The 17,955-nt window shown below is 47.8% G+C and carries 12 protein-coding genes and 1 pseudogene; 3 read left to right on the top strand and 10 right to left on the bottom strand.

Annotated features, from left to right (window positions below; genetic code table 11):
• Nucleotides 1-10: 10 nt before the first annotated feature.
• Both ABIO93_RS28340 and ABIO93_RS28335 read left to right on the top strand, forming a co-directional pair.
• A complete protein-coding gene (locus tag ABIO93_RS28340; RefSeq protein ID WP_348073388.1) occupies nucleotides 11-316 on the top strand; it encodes a hypothetical protein in 306 nt (101 codons plus the stop codon).
• Nucleotides 317-329: 13 nt separating this feature from the next.
• Nucleotides 330-767 (top strand): DUF3592 domain-containing protein, encoded by a 438-nt coding sequence (locus tag ABIO93_RS28335; RefSeq protein WP_348073387.1) that lies wholly within the window; start codon nucleotides 330-332, stop codon nucleotides 765-767.
• Nucleotides 768-772: 5 nt separating this feature from the next.
• Here the strand turns inward: ABIO93_RS28335 and ABIO93_RS28330 are convergent, their stop codons facing one another.
• The 7 genes from ABIO93_RS28330 to ABIO93_RS28300 all read right to left on the bottom strand — a co-directional run bounded on the left by ABIO93_RS28330 (nucleotide 773) and on the right by ABIO93_RS28300 (nucleotide 12,936).
• Entirely contained in the window at nucleotides 773-1,555 is a 783-nt protein-coding gene (locus ABIO93_RS28330; RefSeq protein WP_348073386.1) for a LytTR family DNA-binding domain-containing protein, read from the bottom strand.
• A 13-nt stretch (nucleotides 1,556-1,568) separates the two neighbouring features.
• On the bottom strand, nucleotides 1,569-2,675 hold the full coding sequence (locus tag ABIO93_RS28325) for a sensor histidine kinase (RefSeq protein ID WP_348073385.1): 1,107 nt from the start codon (nucleotides 2,673-2,675) through the stop codon (nucleotides 1,569-1,571).
• A 123-nt stretch (nucleotides 2,676-2,798) separates the two neighbouring features.
• Complete coding sequence (locus tag ABIO93_RS28320; RefSeq protein WP_348073384.1) at nucleotides 2,799-3,860, bottom strand: histidine kinase; 1,062 nt, start codon at nucleotides 3,858-3,860, stop codon at nucleotides 2,799-2,801.
• 86 nt (nucleotides 3,861-3,946) lie between these two features.
• On the bottom strand, nucleotides 3,947-5,704 hold the full coding sequence (locus ABIO93_RS28315) for a RagB/SusD family nutrient uptake outer membrane protein (RefSeq protein WP_348073383.1): 1,758 nt from the start codon (nucleotides 5,702-5,704) through the stop codon (nucleotides 3,947-3,949).
• 21 nt (nucleotides 5,705-5,725) lie between these two features.
• Complete coding sequence (locus tag ABIO93_RS28310) at nucleotides 5,726-8,824, bottom strand: SusC/RagA family TonB-linked outer membrane protein (protein WP_348073382.1); 3,099 nt, start codon at nucleotides 8,822-8,824, stop codon at nucleotides 5,726-5,728.
• 419 nt (nucleotides 8,825-9,243) lie between these two features.
• Nucleotides 9,244-10,455 carry a Gfo/Idh/MocA family oxidoreductase gene (locus tag ABIO93_RS28305; protein ID WP_348073381.1) on the bottom strand — a complete coding sequence of 404 codons (1,212 nt, stop codon included), beginning with the start codon at nucleotides 10,453-10,455 and terminating at the stop codon, nucleotides 9,244-9,246.
• A gap of 222 nt (nucleotides 10,456-10,677) precedes the next feature.
• The gene (locus tag ABIO93_RS28300) at nucleotides 10,678-12,936 is read right to left on the bottom strand and encodes an excinuclease ABC subunit UvrA (protein ID WP_348073380.1); all 2,259 of its coding nucleotides are present in this window, start codon (nucleotides 12,934-12,936) and stop codon (nucleotides 10,678-10,680) included.
• Between the two features lie 277 nt (nucleotides 12,937-13,213).
• Here ABIO93_RS28300 and ABIO93_RS28295 point away from each other — a divergent pair, with 277 nt between their 5' ends.
• A complete protein-coding gene (locus tag ABIO93_RS28295) occupies nucleotides 13,214-15,196 on the top strand; it encodes a glycoside hydrolase family 97 protein (RefSeq protein ID WP_348073379.1) in 1,983 nt (660 codons plus the stop codon).
• A 16-nt stretch (nucleotides 15,197-15,212) separates the two neighbouring features.
• Here the strand turns inward: ABIO93_RS28295 and ABIO93_RS28290 are convergent, their stop codons facing one another.
• The 3 genes and pseudogenes from ABIO93_RS28290 to ABIO93_RS28280 all read right to left on the bottom strand — a co-directional run.
• Nucleotides 15,213-16,298 (bottom strand): alkaline phosphatase family protein, encoded by a 1,086-nt coding sequence (locus ABIO93_RS28290; RefSeq protein WP_348073378.1) that lies wholly within the window; start codon nucleotides 16,296-16,298, stop codon nucleotides 15,213-15,215.
• Nucleotides 16,299-16,393: 95 nt separating this feature from the next.
• The gene (locus ABIO93_RS28285; protein ID WP_348073377.1) at nucleotides 16,394-17,593 is read right to left on the bottom strand and encodes an ROK family transcriptional regulator; all 1,200 of its coding nucleotides are present in this window, start codon (nucleotides 17,591-17,593) and stop codon (nucleotides 16,394-16,396) included.
• A gap of 39 nt (nucleotides 17,594-17,632) precedes the next feature.
• A pseudogene (locus ABIO93_RS28280) lies at nucleotides 17,633-17,955 on the bottom strand (glucose/galactose MFS transporter); the annotation flags it as partial.

Genomic DNA, 17,955 nt, shown 5'->3' with positions numbered 1-17,955 from the left:
CCGGCCACTCATGGACCACACACAAAAAGTCCTGTTCTATCTGTTTGCCAGCATTAATACCCTTATAGGCATCGTGTACGTGCTGGTACCGGTTTCAGAACTGCTCTCCCCCCGGCGGGGTTTTGACACGAAAATGGAAAGCCTCGCTATCCTCGCCGGAAGCTGTACGGTGCTCGGGCTGATCTTCTGGTCATATCATCTGGTGATCGTTCAGCAAAAAACTTCGGCTGGTTTTACAGTCGTCGGCATTTCATACCTGGTCTGGATCGCTGTTTTTGTTCTTGGCCTTCATTTTTTCAAAGGCAGCTGGCAGTAAAACGGAACTCGTCATGAATAAGAAAATTCCTTTTGGAGACCTCTTTGTTCTACTCTTTTTTCTGATCGGAGCGCTTTTTGCGGGTATCTCTTACTACATCTATCAGGGTAATCAGAACCTTGTCAGGCATGGCGTGGCTACCAAAGGGATTGTCATCAGCATGCACCGGATTGATCGTAAAAAATATCCGGTAGCGCCGTCGATCCGGTACTTTACGCTTGATGGAAAGGAACATGTATTTCACAGTTCGGAGGGCCGAAACCCGCCCGAATACCAGATTGGGGAAGAGATAAAGCTTTACTATAACCCCAAGAATCCCGAAGATGTCTATCTGGATGGCAACTATCTGCTAGTATATGTCTTCGCCGGAATGGCTAGCGTTTTCTGGCTGATTTCAATTTGGGGCGTGCCAGCCGCGCTCTACGCTATTTGGTTCTGGATCCGGAATTAGATATCTTATTTCCCCATCCAAACCTTAAAGTCCCCAACCTTCTCCCTGCTCACCAATGCTTCTTTTGAATGCACCGGGCGCAGGCTGAGGGCCAGCCGGTTTCCGAAATAAGGGTCTATTTTGTCAATGGATTTGTGCGTTACCATCATCCCGCGGTTGATCCTGAAAAAACGCTGCGGGTCCAGTACTTCCGCCAGCTCGTCCATGGTGAAATCGACAATCAGCTTCTGTCCTGATTCGGTCATAAAAAAACTATATCGGTCGTCGGTGAAAAAGTAAGCGATCTCCCCTACTTCAACGGACAGCAATTTCTGTCCTTGTTTTACCAAAAAACGCTGTCTGTACTCGACAGCTGACTTTTTCTGAAAATCTTCCAGTAATTTCCTGATACCCGAAAGTGAATCCGCGGGCTGCTGGGGTTTCATGTTCTCGTATTTTTGCAAACTCCGCAGCAGGTCATCACGATGCACCGGTTTGAGCAAATAATCAATACTATTGAGTTTGAAAGCCTGCAATGCGTATTCGTCGTACGATGTTGTGAAAATGATCGTACTGCTCACACGGGTGCGGTTGAAAATCTCAAAGCTTTGTCCGTCCGAAAGTTCAATATCCAGAAAGATCAGGTCCGGATCTGGCTTTCTGGCCATTCGGTTAGTTTCAACCCATTCCACTGTGCCTTCAATACTGTCCGTCACGCCGGCAATTTCAAGGTCTGGCGCAACTTCACCCAGTAGTTTTTTAAGCCTGCGCACCGATAAATCTTCATCTTCAACTATTAAGGCATTCATACTATGTACGGTATCAGGATATCAATGGTAAGGTAACGGTAAAAAACTCATGATTGCTTTCAATCCGCGGCTGCGGCAACCCTGGCTTGTATTCGGCCAGCAACTGATATTTTGAAATAATATTAGCCAACCCAACCTGCGTGGATTCCAGGTTTTCGACACCGGCGGTAAAGCTTTTCTTTTGCAAATTATTACGAACCATCAATTGTCCGTCGTAAGTGCTCAATATAAAAATGGTAAGCGGCCGACTGACCCGTATCACATTGTGCTTGACCGCGTTTTCAACCAGCAGCTGCAAAGTAAGGGGCGGAATGCGCCGATGTAAGAAATGGTCCTCCACGTGAATGTGTAGCTTCATTCCCTCGCCGTACCTCGTTTTTAAAAGATGACTATAAGATTCAATGAATGAAAGTTCCTTTTTCAATGTCGTGAGCTGACTAAAATCGCCCTGGTCGACCGACGAATGATTGGTTTGCAAAAGATAGCGGTATACCCGGGCCATTTCATCCACAAACTGCTCCGCTTTGTCGGGATCTTCCGTAATGAGCGCTGAGAGTGAATTTAATGTGTTGAACAAAAAGTGCGGGCTAATCTGGGATTTGAGACTTTCAAGCTGGCCGTTGATATTTTCTTTGAGAAGCCTTTCCTTATTAACCTCATGCATTTTCCAGCGACCAATCGCATAGTAAGTTTCTTCGAGGCCTGTCGTGATCAGTATAACCGCCAAACTGATCAGAAACATCGTTACCACCGTGCCTCCGTTCAGTTTCGATCCCAAAAAATCCATCCTTACATACAACACGGTGATGAGTACCCAGAAAAACGCGGCGATAATGGTATGGCAGCACACCGACACCGCTGCTCGTTTCAGGGTATGGTCCAGGCCGTCGTATCGTTTTGAGATCTCCTGGTTTGTATGATTAATTCCAAAAAAGACTCCCGCAAATAATGCCCCATTCAACAAAGTGACCACTCCAAAAACCTCCCAGTTTGTCAAGTAAGCCGACCCGCTCACCATATAGTTGAAAATCAGCAGAAAAACCGGCAATATCAGCACGTACCGACGACGCCTTTGCGGATTTATTGTTACTGAAAAATTTTCAACTGATACCTTTTCCATAGTCGGCCGGTGCGCGGTATATACTACCGAGACTTAAAAATACAGTGAAAACCAAATCAGGTCAATTGGCAAGACAGGATAGTTGTATCAACTGCAAAAATAAGCTGGTGAACTGTCATTCGTTCATTCCGTAGCATAAGGAGCAGGTCCGCGGTCGGACAGCAAGGGAAGTGTAACCGTGAAATCCGCATCAGTTTCTTCAACAACTATCTGTCTGCTGCTCAATGCACGGTATTTGGAATGAAGCCCGGCCAACCCGACAGTACTGCTACCGATTGTGCGGATTTTGCTCTGAATGTTATTATGTACCCGGAGGTTTTGTTGATCAAGTACTTCAATGTAGATTGTCAGTATTTTATTTGCCGACATGACATTGTGTTTGATGGCATAATCAACCAATATTTGTAAAACCAGGGGTGGAATGTACATGTCCGCCGAATGATGATGAACAGGCTGAATAACTTGAAGATTGTCCCCGTGCCTGACTTGCAGCAACCGGGTGTAAGTTTGTAAAAAGGCAAGCTCCATATTTAGGGAAACCAGATCGGTTTTTGCGGCTTGTAACATGTACCGATAAATTTTGGCAAGGTCCTCTACAAAATGTTCAGCCCGCTCCGGATCTTCCCCGATAAGCGACGAAAGTGTATTGAGACTGTTAAAAAGAAAATGTGGGTTAACCTGGCCTTTCAGCAGGTCCAGCTGTTGCTCCGATGCAATCCTTTCCAGCTTTTCGCTTTCAGCCTGGTTCTTTTTCCATTGATCCAATGTATAAATCAGCCCGAGCAATGCGCAAAGAGGGAAATTGGCAAACTCACAAAAAATAATGGCCGGCCACAGCCATGGCCAGGTAAAAGTAACTGTCAGGCCCGGGACGATACTGTAAATCCAAACACAGACAATGGTCAAAAACAATGTGAGGCTACCAATGAGCCAAACCATGGTGCGGATTCTCCCCGGTGTTTGGTCGACGCCGGGGTACCAGCTGATGATCCGGCGAATGGCAGTGGTTAAAATAATGACGGACAACCAGTAGAGAACTAGGATCATTCCGGTACCAATCAGGAAACTGCGTGCATTGATGAAGTAATCCGGACCGATGAAGTAGTAATTGCCTGCCGCCATGATCACCGGCATCATGGCCAGGTGGTAGCGCCATTCATACTTCGAAAAAAAGTCAGGCTTCATTAAATGCAATGCGTGAGGAGTTTTCAGGATGAGTTTTCAAAATTAAGAAAATACCCCGAACAACCCCTCACTGCACTTTTAGCGCATTACTCAATCTTAGTGAGCGGCGCAATGTTCTTATCCGCACCATCATATCCCACATTCTGGTTGATCACCCCTTTGGTATTGGCCGTAATGATCGACGAAGGAATGGGCCACAGCACGTGGAATGGCGCCATATTAGCCGTATTGCCCAGTAATTGGATCTTTTTCGCATAGGTCGTATTGTATTTGGTAATCCTGTCAAAGTAGAAATTTTTCTGACTGAAATTCGTCAAACTGTAACCACCTGTGCCGGATTTTGCAAGTATATAGGATACTCTCACCAGTTCTGAGTGCCTCGGTTCCTCTGCGAAAAGCTCTCTGCCACGTTCGTTCATGATAAAATCAATGGTGACGTCCCCTGCCGTTACCGGCAATGCTTTCGCACGCTGCCTTACTTTATTGAGATCATCTGCTGCCAATGCGAGCTGGTTTTTCCAGTAGTAGGCCTCAGCCCTCAACAAATAAGTATCCGCCAGCCTGAAAATGTACCAGTCGCCGTTTCCGCCCATCGGTACTGCCTTCGGATCGTCCTGCGGGTTGTACATAATGTAATGCGGCATCGCATACACGTGCTTGAACGTATCCACCTGCGCTGCGAGATTGGCGATTTTCAATGGTTTGCCAAAATCCACCGAACTCGGGTTGTTGTATTTCAGCTCATAAATGTCAACCCAGTTGATGTCACTTCTTCTCAAATCAGGCGTGGTACGCCAGGTATCACCTTTGTACGACCAGATATCGTATTGGTAAAACCCGGTGAGACGTACATTGGCATTTCCCCTTCCCAGCGAGTCGTACATAGGGCCGCTTGCCACCATGCCCGGCTTGCCCTGGCTGTCGAGTACCTGCGGCTGAAACCACTGGCAATTGTACATCCGCATCGTGTAAAGTCCCGCCGAACGTGCCCCGGGAGGTGCCTCGAAGCGATCGATCGCATTCAATATGGTTTCGGTATTTTGTGCATTGCTGAAATTTTTAGCACGGTGCAAATCCCAGATCACATTGCGGTAACCTTTGGCCGCATCGATCCCGAAACGCTGGGTGATCAGCGAATAGGGTCCGTTGATCACTTTGGTAGCAGCTTCAATGGCCTTGTCATACTGCGTGTTGGCCAGGTAGATCTTGGTCAGCAGGTGGTTGGCGGCGCCTTTGGAAATCCCTCCCGCTTTCGCTGTCACAGGTAACCATTCGGCCGCAAACTCTGTGTCCGCTTGTATTTTATCCAAAATCGCCCAGCGGCTGTGCGTTTGAAAATCAAGCTTCGCACCCTGAATTTCCTCCTGGATAAAAGGTACGTCGCCATAGGAATTCACCAGCCGGTAGTACCAGTACGAACGGTGCCAATAAGCTTCCGCCAGGATCGCATTCTTTTCGGCCTCCGACGCCCATTCCACATCATCGATCCTCGAAATAAGCACATTGGTGTTTTTAATGGAAGAATAAATGACCGTGAACATGGCCAGGAAACGATAGTACTGGTCGGTATTGGGCGTTAAATTGTAAAAATCCAGCTGCGACCAAGGTGCCGCCAGGTCCGACGCGGCGAACTCCATCACCAGGTTGGGCATCGTTCCGGTGCATTCGTTTTTCAGGTCTTTACGCATCGTGATCACCAGTGATTCCAGTCCGGCTTTGTCGGTATAGACATTCTCGGGGCTGTAAAACGAAAGCGGCTCGGGTTTGAGCCAGTCCTTATTACAGGACGACTGGGTCAGGATCAGGACAAAGAGTACGGCGAATATTTGAATCAGACTTTTCATAAATCTCTTGTTTTTTCTTGATTACAATGACAGGTTCAGACCAACAGTAAATGTTTTGGGCATTGGAATGTTGTTCCCGCCTGAGTCCCAGGATTCTGGGTCCCAGCCCGGCCATTTGGTGATGGTGTAGAGGTTTCGCGCAGCAGCGAAGATCCGTACATTGCTTACCTTGATCTTTTCTGCAAAAGTCGCAGGCAGCGAATACGCCAGGTTCACGTCCTGCACACGCAGGTAGGATACTTTTTTGTAAACTTTTATCCCTCCGCCGAAAACATTGGTATTGTTGTTCAATCTTGCGTAGTCATTCGTCGGATTGTCGGGCGTCCAATAAGCAAAATCGTTGGTATTCCTTCTGTCGTAAGTATCCGAGCCACCCGTGCGCAAGCCTTCTGCGAATGGCGCAATGTTGCCCAGCTCGCTGCGAAGGAAGACGGACGCCGAGAAGTTTTTGAAGAAAGTAAACTCATTCCTGAAACCGATCCGCATTCTTGGCTGGCGGTAGCCGATGAACATTTTGTCCGCCAGGGCCTCGTACTTGCCATTACCATCCGCATCAGTAGCCTTGAAATCACCCGGTTGCAACTTGTAAACTGCCGCTGCGTCCTTTTCATTGCCCTGCCAGATACCGGTCACGTCATAATTCCAAACGCGATCGAGCGCCTGGCCGGGAAACCATTCATTGGAATAATCCGGCAGCTCAGTTCGCACCGTTTTGCCATCGACCGTCACTTCTTTGTAGTCTCCAAACAGCCTCTTGATCTTATTACGGTTGAATGAAATGACCAGTCTGCTGCGCCATGAAAAATTACGTTTCTCGGTATTAATGGTATTGATCGTCATTTCAAAACCTTTGTTACCCAGTTGACCGAGGTTCGATGTAATGTTTTTGAAACCTGTAATTTCAGGAAGCAAACGGTTCATGAGCAGGTCGGTCGTCGTCATATCATAATATTCCATGCTCATATCGATCCGGTTTTTCATCAGGCTCAGATCGACACCGATGTTGATGGATTTGGTTTTTTCCCAGACCAGGTTCGGGTTCGCGAGTGATGTGTTGTACACCCCTACCTGCACATTGGTACCATCATAATACATAGCCGAAAGCAGCTGGGCCAGCGCCGAATACGGCCCGATATCCCTATTTCCGTTCACCCCCCAGGATAAGCGCAGTTTCATCTGGCTCACAAAATCCACATTGAAAAACTTCTCTTCGGAAATCTTCCACGCAATAGCTGCGGCCGGGAAGGTCGCCCTTGGTTTTTTGGTACCAAAAGCCGAGAATCCGTCGCGCCGCACCGAAGCCGTGATCAGGTATTTGTCCGCAAGCGTGTAGTTCAGCCTGGCCATGGCAGCATCGCCGGTGATCTGCGTGTCGTTGGAATTCACGGCCGGGTTGGTTCCGTATTGCAAGCCGTGAAAGCCGAGGTTTTGATTAGGAACAAATGTCTGGTTGCTCGCCGTGGAGGCCCATTCTCTTTTCCTTTCAGAGCTGTAAAGCAATGTTACGTCAAACTGGTGGATGCCCACTTTCTTATTCCAGTGAAGCAAATTGTCCAATATCCATTCATAAGTAGAGGCATCGTCCCTTGTACCGTAGCCACCCGAGCGCGTCGCCCCACCTTCCAGCGTTTTGGAATTCCAGAAATTATAATCCTTTAATGTCTCGTAGCGCGGCTGAAATGATAATTTGTAATCAAAGCCAAAAGGCAGTTTCAATTTGGCATACATGGAGGCGAAAAGCGTATTGATCTTCCTCAACCTATCCTGCCCATAGTAGTTGATCATCGGGTTAGAAGTCGCCGCAAAGCTGTTGGGGTACCACGATACGTCGCCATTTTTTTCAAACATGGAGCCATAGGGACTCATCAGGTACATTTGGCCCAGGTTCGCAGTGACCGTACTTTCATCCCGGTCCGCAAACTGTGAGTTGACACCTACATTCAGCCAGTCAGTTACTTTGAAATCTACATTCAGCCGCGATCGGATCGTCCCGAATTTATCTCCGCGGATCAACCCCTCATTCTTCTGGTAGCCCAGAGACCAGTAATACGTCACATTCTTCGCACCGCCGCCAATGCTGACATCGTAATTCTGGCGCTTTCCAGTACGGATCGCCTCTTTATACCAGTCCACCGTTTTACCCGCCAGGTAGTTTTCAGTTTCAATGGGGAAAAAGCGCAGCCTGCCCAGCCATTCCTGGGTATTGTCCGTCTGCGGATTATTACTCGCCGAGCGCCATTGTTCCAGCGTCACGCCAGAAGGAAGCGATGTGGGGTTATCATAGTAGTAAGCAGGATTGTTAGGGTTCGTCGCCCGCAGCACATCTCTTCTGAATGTCAGGTACCCGTCTTTGTCAAAAGGCTTGAAATCATTGGTCGTTTCAGTAATACCCACATTGGCCGACACATTGATCACAGGCTTCCCGGTCACCCCTTTTTTGGTGGTGATCAGGATTACACCGCCTGCCGCACGCGCTCCGAACACTGCCGCCGAGCTCGCGTCTTTCAGGATATCCATCGTTTCAATATCCGCCGGGTTAATGTCCGAAATGCTCCCGTTGAAAATCACACCGTCCATCACCACCATCGGGCTCGACGATGCGTTCAATGATTTGGGGCCGCGTATCTGCAATGAACTGCCACCCGCAGCCGTAGTCGCCTGGTTCGCATTGAAACCCGCGACCGTGCCCGTGAGCATGTCGGTCAGCTGGGTCATAGGCTGATTTTTAAAGGTCTTGGAATCGATCCGGATCACGGCTCCCGTCAGATCGCTCTTCTTCATCGTTCCGTAACCCACCACCACCAGCTCGTCCAATGCATTGGTACTGGGCTGCATACTGATCGTGATTACCGACTGGTTACCCACCGGAACATCCTTTAAAACATATCCGACAAAACTGAATGAAATCACATCAGAAGGAGCTGCCTGAATCGAATATTGGCCTTCCGCATTCGTAGTAGTACCGCGCTGGGTACCTTTCACAATCACCGTTACACCGGGTAATCCCTGGTTCGTCAAACTGTCGGTTACACTCCCGGTAACGTCTTTCAGGCTCTGGGCACGGAGGTCCCACGGCACCATCAGCATCGACAACAGCGTGAAGATCCCGGACATTCGCATAAGTAGTCGTTTTAATCGCATATAAGTTGGGTTAAGGTGTTTTTGGGCACAAAGAATCTCCTTCACAAATGCGGTTTGTGAAAATTTTAAATCGACAAGCTGCGGCTTTACAGTATTATATTTCGAACAGGAGCAATGTTACAAGGAAACTTAGATGGTTCAATGATATTTGTCAAAAATAATAGCGAGAACGTTACCGTAAATGCTGATAGCGAACTGATACTTTAAATACCAAATTTAATTCTGGAATGAAGTCCGCAGTTGGGCGTAGTCTCTGACTACGTGCGGGCGATGATAGGTCTCCGACCGAATCCCGTACTCGTACCGGTCAGAGACCGGCATTCGCTCGGACATAGTCGGAGACTATGCCCAACTTTTGACCGTCGACCGTCGAGTAGCGCCGTTCAATTCGAATGACATCAAGCCGAATACTCAGGTTTCCAAACCTGCACGGATTCCGTGTCAGCAGCAGCGTTACCCATATGGATCGCTATCGAACCGTCGCGGCCGGTTTCGACGTTGGAAATGGGTTTTTTCTTTGTTTTAATACAGTTTACAAAATCCTGCAATGCGTACACAGTCGGTTCCAGGCTCTCTTCGCCAGGTTTTCCAAAAGCTAGCTCCACACCCTTGCCCTGGGTGGTTAGCGCCAATGTAGCCCCGCTCACTCCGTCCACCACGCCTTTGGCATTATTCGTCGTTTCGGGATAGATGTACGCCTTGTCCCGAAGGATTTCAACAGTAGCTTTATCACCCAAAATGCGTATACTATAACCGTTATACGCATTGGAAAGAACCGACGTCACGCTGGCCTTCACACCGTTCGGATAGTCGTACACGGTGCGTATATTATCGTACGTATCTCGGCCATCCTTCCAGTAATTAATGCCACCCAAACCGACCACTTTCAGCGGGTGACTGTCGAGCAGGTAGTTCACCACGTCAATTTCGTGGGCACATAGCTCGGACAATGGGCCGCCGCAATACTCACGGTACATGCGCCAGTTGACCGCCCGCTCTTGTTTTGGATCATTCACCGGAAACCGCCAGTTGGAATTACGGTTGTACTGACATTCAAAATGCGTGATCTTGCCCAGCCAATTCTGATTAATGATCTCTTTGACCCTGTGATACAAACCATAGTAGCGATACTGGTAACCGATCTGAAATACCAGCCCGGAACTGCGTACTTTCTTGACCAGATCTATGGCTTGCGGAATGTCATAGGTCATGGATTTTTCTAAATAAATGTGCTTCCCAGCTTTCAGAGCATCCACCGCCATGGGATAATGCAAATAAAGAGGTGTCGCAATGATCACCGCGTCGAGGCTTTTGTCTTCCAGCAGCTTGCGATAATCGGTATAGGCCCTGGCCCCTTTTTCGGCCAGGCTCATTCCCTTTTGCAGATTTTCAGGAATAACATCGCAGCAGGCTACCAATGCCAGTTCGGGTATATCCTTGATCAAAGTGGCCAGTCCCGATCCTCTCGAACCCGTCCCGATCAACCCGATCCTGATTTTATCCGCCGCTCCCGGTTTTCGGGCAAAAACAGAATCCGGAACAGAGAGTCCGGCCATGGCAGCCAGGCCTGTCGTAACAAATTGTCGGCGTGAAGTTGTGAAACTTGACATATTTTGAAAAGGTTAAAGATTCAATGCGTCATCCCCGACTCTTCAATCAGCTGTCCAAATGCAAAATGGTTGAAAACGGGCACGTGCCCGTAAATATAGAAAAAGATTGTTAAACAACTAGTAATCCAAATAAATAATAGCTTAACTGATCATTTTCAAACAAGTAATTGGTGAAAGTTGTTTTCGTCAATTACTTGTTCTGAATATTCAATATGAGAGATATTACTTCCCGTCCCGCAGATATCGGCCGGTTAGTGAATCTCTCGCTTTCAGCAGATCTGCGGGAGTTCCTTCAAACAAAACCTGCCCGCCTTTCGCCCCGCCTTCCGGGCCAAGGTCAATGATCCAGTCTGCGTTTTTGATCACTTCCGTGTTATGCTCGATCACGATCACCGAGTTTCCCTGGTCTACCAAATGATCAATAATTTCGAGCAAATGGCCCGTATCGGACATGTGCAGCCCGGTGGTAGGCTCGTCCATTACATAAATGCTGCCGTCTTTGTGCAGTTCTCCCGCCAGCTTGATCCGCTGACATTCCCCTCCCGACAATGTACTCAGCGGCTGGCCGAGTGTGAGGTAATTTAGTCCGACCTCATGCATCGCTTTCAGTTTATGCAAAATGTCCTTTTTGGTAAAAAAATCAAGCGACTGCGCCACCGTCATTTCTAGAACGTCGGTAATGGATTTACCATTCACTTTATAATCAAGTACTTCCGGCTTGAACCGCTTTCCCTCACAAGTTTCACATTCCGTGCGGACCGGTTCCAGAAACGCCAGGTCCGTCAGGATAAATCCCAGTCCATGACATTCCGGGCAGGCACCGTCCGAATTAAAGCTAAAAAGTGACGGGCTTACGTGGTTCGTTTTACCAAAAAGCTTCCTAATGTCGTCCATAATCCCCGTGTAGGTCGCTGGATTGGATCGAATAGAAGTACCGACTGCGGACTGATCTATGACGATCGCTTCGGGATGTTGCGAAAGGAAAACCCTATTGATCAACGAACTCTTACCGGAACCCGCCACACCGGTTACCACTGTAAAAACACCGGTAGGGATGTCCACAGACACATTTTTGAGGTTATGCACCTTCGCATGGCGGATCTGCATGGAACCCGTCGCCGCCCTCACCGATTCTTTGACCGGAATATCCCGGTTGATAAACTTCCCGGTCAGCGTGTCCGCTTTTAACAAACCATTAAAATCACCTTCATAAACGATCTGGCCGCCTGCGCTGCCTGCTTTCGGGCCTACATCCACAATGTAATCCGCGATACGGATCACGTCCGGGTCATGTTCTACCACGAGGATCGTATTCCCTTTGTCGCGCAACTTTTGCAGCAGCTCATTCAGCCGGTGAACGTCACGCGGATGCAAACCAATGCTGGGTTCGTCGAATATATAGGTAATGTCAATGAGGCTACTGTTAAGGTGCTTCACCATTTTGATCCGCTGCGACTCGCCGCCTGATAATGTCGCAGTTTCACGGTCCAGGCTCAAATATCCCAAGCCTATGTCGATCAAATGCTGCAAACGCGACGAAAGTGTTTCGATCATCGGCGCGGACACGGGATCATGGATTTTGCCAATCACTTTCGCTAGTTCCGTCACTTCCAGGGCCGACATTTCCGCAATATTCAACCCGTCAATCTTGCTACTTAATGTTTTCTGACTCAGTCTCGCACCTTTACAAAGCGGGCACGGGCCAAACCTTAGAAACCGTTCGGCCTTTTTAACCGTTTTTTCTGAGATTTCGCTGCTGTCTTTCTGAATGTAAAGCCGATTGAATTTGTCCACCAAACCTTCAAATTTGGCATTGACCGGAATGTTGTTATCAAGCTTCACTTCGAACTTTCCTTTGCCGTAAAGCAGCTCCTGCCATTCCTGCTCGGTATAATCTTCCAGTTTCTTGTCATTGTCCAGCCTACCCGAGAACACGTAACTTTTCCAGTACCAGGTACCGACGGCAAACACCGGAAACAGTATCGCACCTTCATTCAGGGATTTTGATTTGTCCAAAAACTTGTCGAGATCAATCTCCATTTTACGCCCCAATCCATTGCATTCCGGGCACATGCCGGAAGGATCATTGAACGAAAAAGCATTGGAATAACCTGCAAACGGCTTCCCTAATCTTGAAAACAACAACCGCAGTACCGCCGAAATATCGGTAACCGTCCCCATCGTCGAGCGCGAATTTCCGCCCAGGCGTTTCTGGTCAATGATAATGGAGGTGGAGAGATTTTCGATGGCATCGGCGTCGGGCTGGCTGATCCTGGGCAACCTGTTTCGGATAAACATGCTGAATGTTTCATTCAGTTGCCGCTGGGCCTCAGCGCCGATCGTGTCAAAAACAATGGATGATTTTCCCGAACCCGAGACGCCTGTGAAGATGGTAATTTTCCGCTTGGGAACATTCAGCGTAACATTTTTCAGATTGTTTTCTCTCGCTCCCTTGATGCGGATGTATTCCTGTTTGGTCATAAAAAATGGTTATGTTGGCTAATAGTTACTTTTTACTGGAAAGGTTTAACAAAAGAATGCCCCGGATGTTTCCATTAATTGTGTCTTTTTTGTTTAAAAAGTTACTTTTTCGAGATATCTCAAATTTTTTTTAAATTTTTTCTACCGGAATATTGCATTGGGTTCAGGCGGGGTTGCGGCTCAAAATCCTGGTTACTAGCATTTAACCTATGATCCGTTTATCTTTCTGCATCGTTCGGTTTTCCTGCCAAACCTGCATAAAATAAACGAAATGCACATGAAACAACCCTACCTTTTGACCATTATACTGACGGTAATTTGCTTGGTTTCAGAGGCAGCCACTGTCAGGGAAATAAGTTCGCCAGATCGGGCCATTCGTTTGTCTGTTGATGTTGGCAAGAAGATTACTTACAGCATTTACTACAAAAATATATTGCTCCTTTCCCCGTCAGAAATTGATATGGAGGTATCTGGTGGGAAAAAGCTTTCGGACGGTTTGGCAAAACCGAAGTTTGCGCAGCGATTGGTCAATGAAACGATTATTTCGCCGGTCCCCGAAAAACGAACGCATATTCCGGACCATTACCAGGAATTGAAAGTAACGCTACCGAACTCATTTGCAGTGATTTTCAGGGTTTACAATGATGGCGTCGCCTACCGGATCAGTACATCATTCAAAGAAGACATTCAGGTAAAAACAGAAACCGCCCGCTTTCAATTCCCTACTAACCCGACCGTGTACTACCCGGAGGTGGCACCGCCAGGCAATATCGACAAGTATCACTCTAGTTTTGAGGAACTGTACACAGTCAAATCGCTGGACAGCATTGCGAGCAAAAACCTGGTTTTTACGCCGATTTTAGTCGCACAGGCGCAATCTCCCAAAGTGGTAATAACCGAGTCCGATCTGGAAGATTATCCTGGTATGTTCCTCACAGGCAGTTCTGGCAATGAATTAATCGGAGATTTCGCGCCCTACCCGCTCAAAGAAGAACAAAATAACGAGCTCTATTCCCTGAAATTCGTGACGAAACGGGCTGATTTTTTGGCCCGGACCAAAGGCAGCCGCAATTTTCCCTGGCGGGTCCTGATCATCGCCCCCGAAGATAAAGATTTGCCGGGGAATGACCTGGTTTACAGGCTCGCATCACCTTCCCGCGTCGCGGATGTGTCGTGGGTGAAGCCTGGCAAAGCGACGGATGAATGGGTGATTTCTTCCAATGTATATAATGTCCCGTTCAAAAGTGGGATCAATACGGCGACTTACAAGTACTACATTGATTTCGCCAAAAGGTTTGGTTTTGAACGCATTATGATGGATGCCGGATGGAGCGACAATAATGATTTGTTCAAAATCAATCCGGAGATCAATATGGATACCATTGTTGCTTATGCTAAAAGTAAGCATGTGAAAATCAGCATGTGGACGCTGGCACTAACATTGGAAAAACAGTTGGAACCCGCATTGGATCAGTTCAATAGATGGGGCGTGGACTTCATTATGACTGATTTTATCAACCGGGATGATCAGAAAGCCGTGCAGCTTTTTTATAGGATCGCAGAAGCCTGCGGTCGGCATAAGTTAATGCTGATGTTTCACGGCGCGTTCAAACCGGCTGGCTTTAACCGGACTTTTCCGCATGCAGTAGCCAGAGAGGCCGTTTTGGGTTCCGAATACAATATGTGGAGCGACAAGCCTTCTCCGGAACACAACCTGCGGCTGCCTTTTATCAGAATGCTCAGCGGGCCGCTCGACTATGAGCCGGGATTGCTCAACAATGCTACGCCGAAAGGTTTCCGGGCGATACCCGAAAGTGTGATGTCCATGACCACCCGCACGCAGCAGCTCGCGATGTACATTGTATACGAGAGCCCGATCCAGTTTTTCACAGGAAATCCGTCCCAGGGCTTTGCCGAGCCTGCTTTTATGGAGTTGCTAGGCAGCATTCCGACCACCTGGGACACCACCCGAATCGTGGATGCAAAGCTGGGCGACTACATTATTACAGCCAGAAAAAAGGGAAATGACTGGTACATTGGCGCCATGACCGATTCCTCCGCACGCGACCTGCATGTGCCGCTGGACTTTCTTGGCAACGGAAATTATACCGCCACGATCTGCGAGGACGGGATTAACGCAGACCGGTATGCGGCGGATTACAAGATTTCTTCCAAGAGATTAACCAGGAAATCTGCATTAACCATTCACCTGGCCCCGGGAGGGGGGTATTTGGTGAAGTTGGTGAAGAAGAATGAATGATTAACAGGATTGATTTTTATTTCGATACCGTGGTTATTGGCTCTCCTACCGGGTGGTTTGCTGTGAATTTGAAGCCTAGTAGTTGCGCGGCGGTTTGGGCGATTTGATCTTGGTAAACTTGTGTTTGGGTTTTCATTTCGCCGCTGGCTGGCGTGTCGGGGCCGATTACGGTCATCCAGGTTTCGTTGGATCGGGGCGCTGAGCTGCCGTGGCTTATCCAAAGGTCATCAATACCGCGACCGTGATCGGGATAGATGATGAATGTGGTGTTGCCTTTGTAGAAATCATCCGCCTGCATGGTTTTCCACAGATTTCCGATCATTGCATCCAGGTAATGCGCTGCGTCCAGGTAGGAGTCGTACTCACCTGCGTGACCGAAACTGTCCGGGTCGGCAAAATCGATATGGAGCACTTTGGGATGATGAACTTTAATGTACGATTGGGTCATCGCGTAGGTACTGACGTCGAAACGCACTTCTTTGCCGAAGTATTCGGGCATATAATATTGCAGTTCATTGGAAAGCGCCTGTGCCTCGGTCAGTTTGGGATCTTTAATGTCTTCGCCGGGGATGTTGACGAGCATTTTATTACGATTGCGGTTTAAAATCCGCGATAATGCATCCCATGAAGCGAATGTGACCACTTTGCCGGCGTAATCTTTTTGCTTATTAATGAATTCCAAAACATTCTCATTTGGATTGTCCGGGTACTCGTTGCTGTTGATTTGAGGATCGTAAAATCCGCACAATGTTTCGCTGCGGCCCGGGTATGAAAACCAGTATTTGTTCCTGACATTCACCTGGTTACCAAGTTGTCGGTTGCCGTAAAGTTGCCCCTGAGTGGCGATCATATTCCAGAAAAACGGCATCAGCTTTTTCTTTCTCTCGTCTTTTGTTTTGGCCCAATATTTAGCCGAAAATGCTGCTGAATCCTGCTTGTGATACTTTTTATTAAAGAAAATAGCCGAATCGGCACCATTGAAAATCTCCTGCCAGCGGTAGCCATCAATGGAGATCATGACGATATTTTTGGTTTTGTTTTTTTGCCCAAAGCTGTAAAAATTGATTACGAGCATAGTCAAAAGTAGTACCCTTGTTTTCATAGTTTACTTGTTGCGATAATGGATTGGGAAAGGTAATAAATCCCTTTTTCCCGATTTCGCAGCGTAGCAAATGTTCACTATAATTTAACAAAGCTTTAAACCTCCAAAAACCGGTTTCTGACCAGCAAACATGCGCCTAGCAGGCCCGCTTCCTCGCCCAGTTTAGAGGTTTTCAGTTGGGTATCATTATTGACCAGGCTGAGCGAATATTTGTTGATCGCTGTCTTGATCGGCAGCCAGATGTATTCGCCGGTTTGCATTAAACTTCCGCCCAATATCACCAGCTCGGGGTTAAATACATTGATCAATGAAGCAATACCGCGGCCAAGGTTTTCGCCCAGCTGGGCAACGAGCTCGATTGCGAGTACGTCGTCGGCGATGGCGGCTTCGATGATATCTTCCATTGCAATTTTCTCAGGATCAGCAATTTTGGAACTGATCACTGAGGAAGAACCATCCCGCAATTTATCCCTGAACATTCTCACAAGCGCCCAGCCGGAAGCCTGGGTTTCGAGGCAGCCTTTTTTCCCGCAGCGGCATATATATTCGTTGTTAAAAATAGGCATATGCCCAAATTCGCCTGCATAGCCCGATTTTCCATAATAAAGCTTCCCGTCCATGAAAATGCCGACTGCGATTCCGTAGTCAAGATTCAGGAATAGTACATCCTTTTCATGCTCTACCACGCCCATACTAAACTCACCGTACGCCATGGCGCGTGAGTCATTTTCAAGAAAAACCGGGTACCCTACTTTCTCCTCAACAATCTGCGTGAGTGGACGTTCGTCAAAATAAAAATAGCTGTAACTGTGCCCGGTCTGGTAATTAATGCGGCCGGAAAGGTTGATCCCAATGCCCTGAATCTTGCCTTTTGGTATGGAAAGACCGTCAATAAATGTGTGGATATGATGACAAAGTGCCTCCAATGATTCCATCGTATTGTCCAGAAAATAAGGTACTTTACCCGATTTTCTAACCAGATTTTTACCCAGATCCGCAAGCCCCATGCTGATGTGATTTTGCTTCACATCCACGCCGATAAAGTAGGCGGCATCGGGAGCTACCCCATACATATTTGGACGGCGACCACCAGAGGATTCTATTTTGCCGTAGTCCTTCACTAACCCATTACTTTTCAACGCATTGACGAGTACAGTCACTTTGGGCACGCTCACATTCAACCGCTTGCCGAGCTCAGGTAAGGTTGTACCGCCATGATTGGCCAGATAGCCCAGAATGACCCTGCCGGGATCTTTGGCTTTGTGGTTAACGGCAACATTGAGAGGTCTGCTCATAAAAATCGGATGTGTGAATGCGTCAAAATTACAGATTGATCAGGAATCTGCGGCCTGTTTGTAACCATTTAAGCCAAAAAAGAGAATAAAGAAATAGCAGACCATTGGCAGCGTAAATGCAATGGCCCAGCTGTAATGATCGATCAGCCAGCCTTGTAAAAATGATACGATAGCCCCGCCGACAATGGCCGTGGAAAGCCAGCCGGAGGCTTTGGTTGCATACTTTTCCAGCCCGGCTACCGACAACGAAAAGATGGTAGCGAACATAATGGAATTGAACAGTCCAACGCCTATCATACTCCAAACCGCCACGGTACCCGAGGTATTGACCGAAAGAATGATCAGCAAAACCGAAGCTGCCG

The organism is Dyadobacter sp., assembly GCF_039919315.1.
Taxonomy (GTDB): Bacteria; Bacteroidota; Bacteroidia; order Cytophagales; family Spirosomataceae; genus Dyadobacter.
The sequence above is the reverse complement of the archived record's forward strand: the minus strand, read 5'-3'. Positions and strand labels throughout refer to the sequence as shown.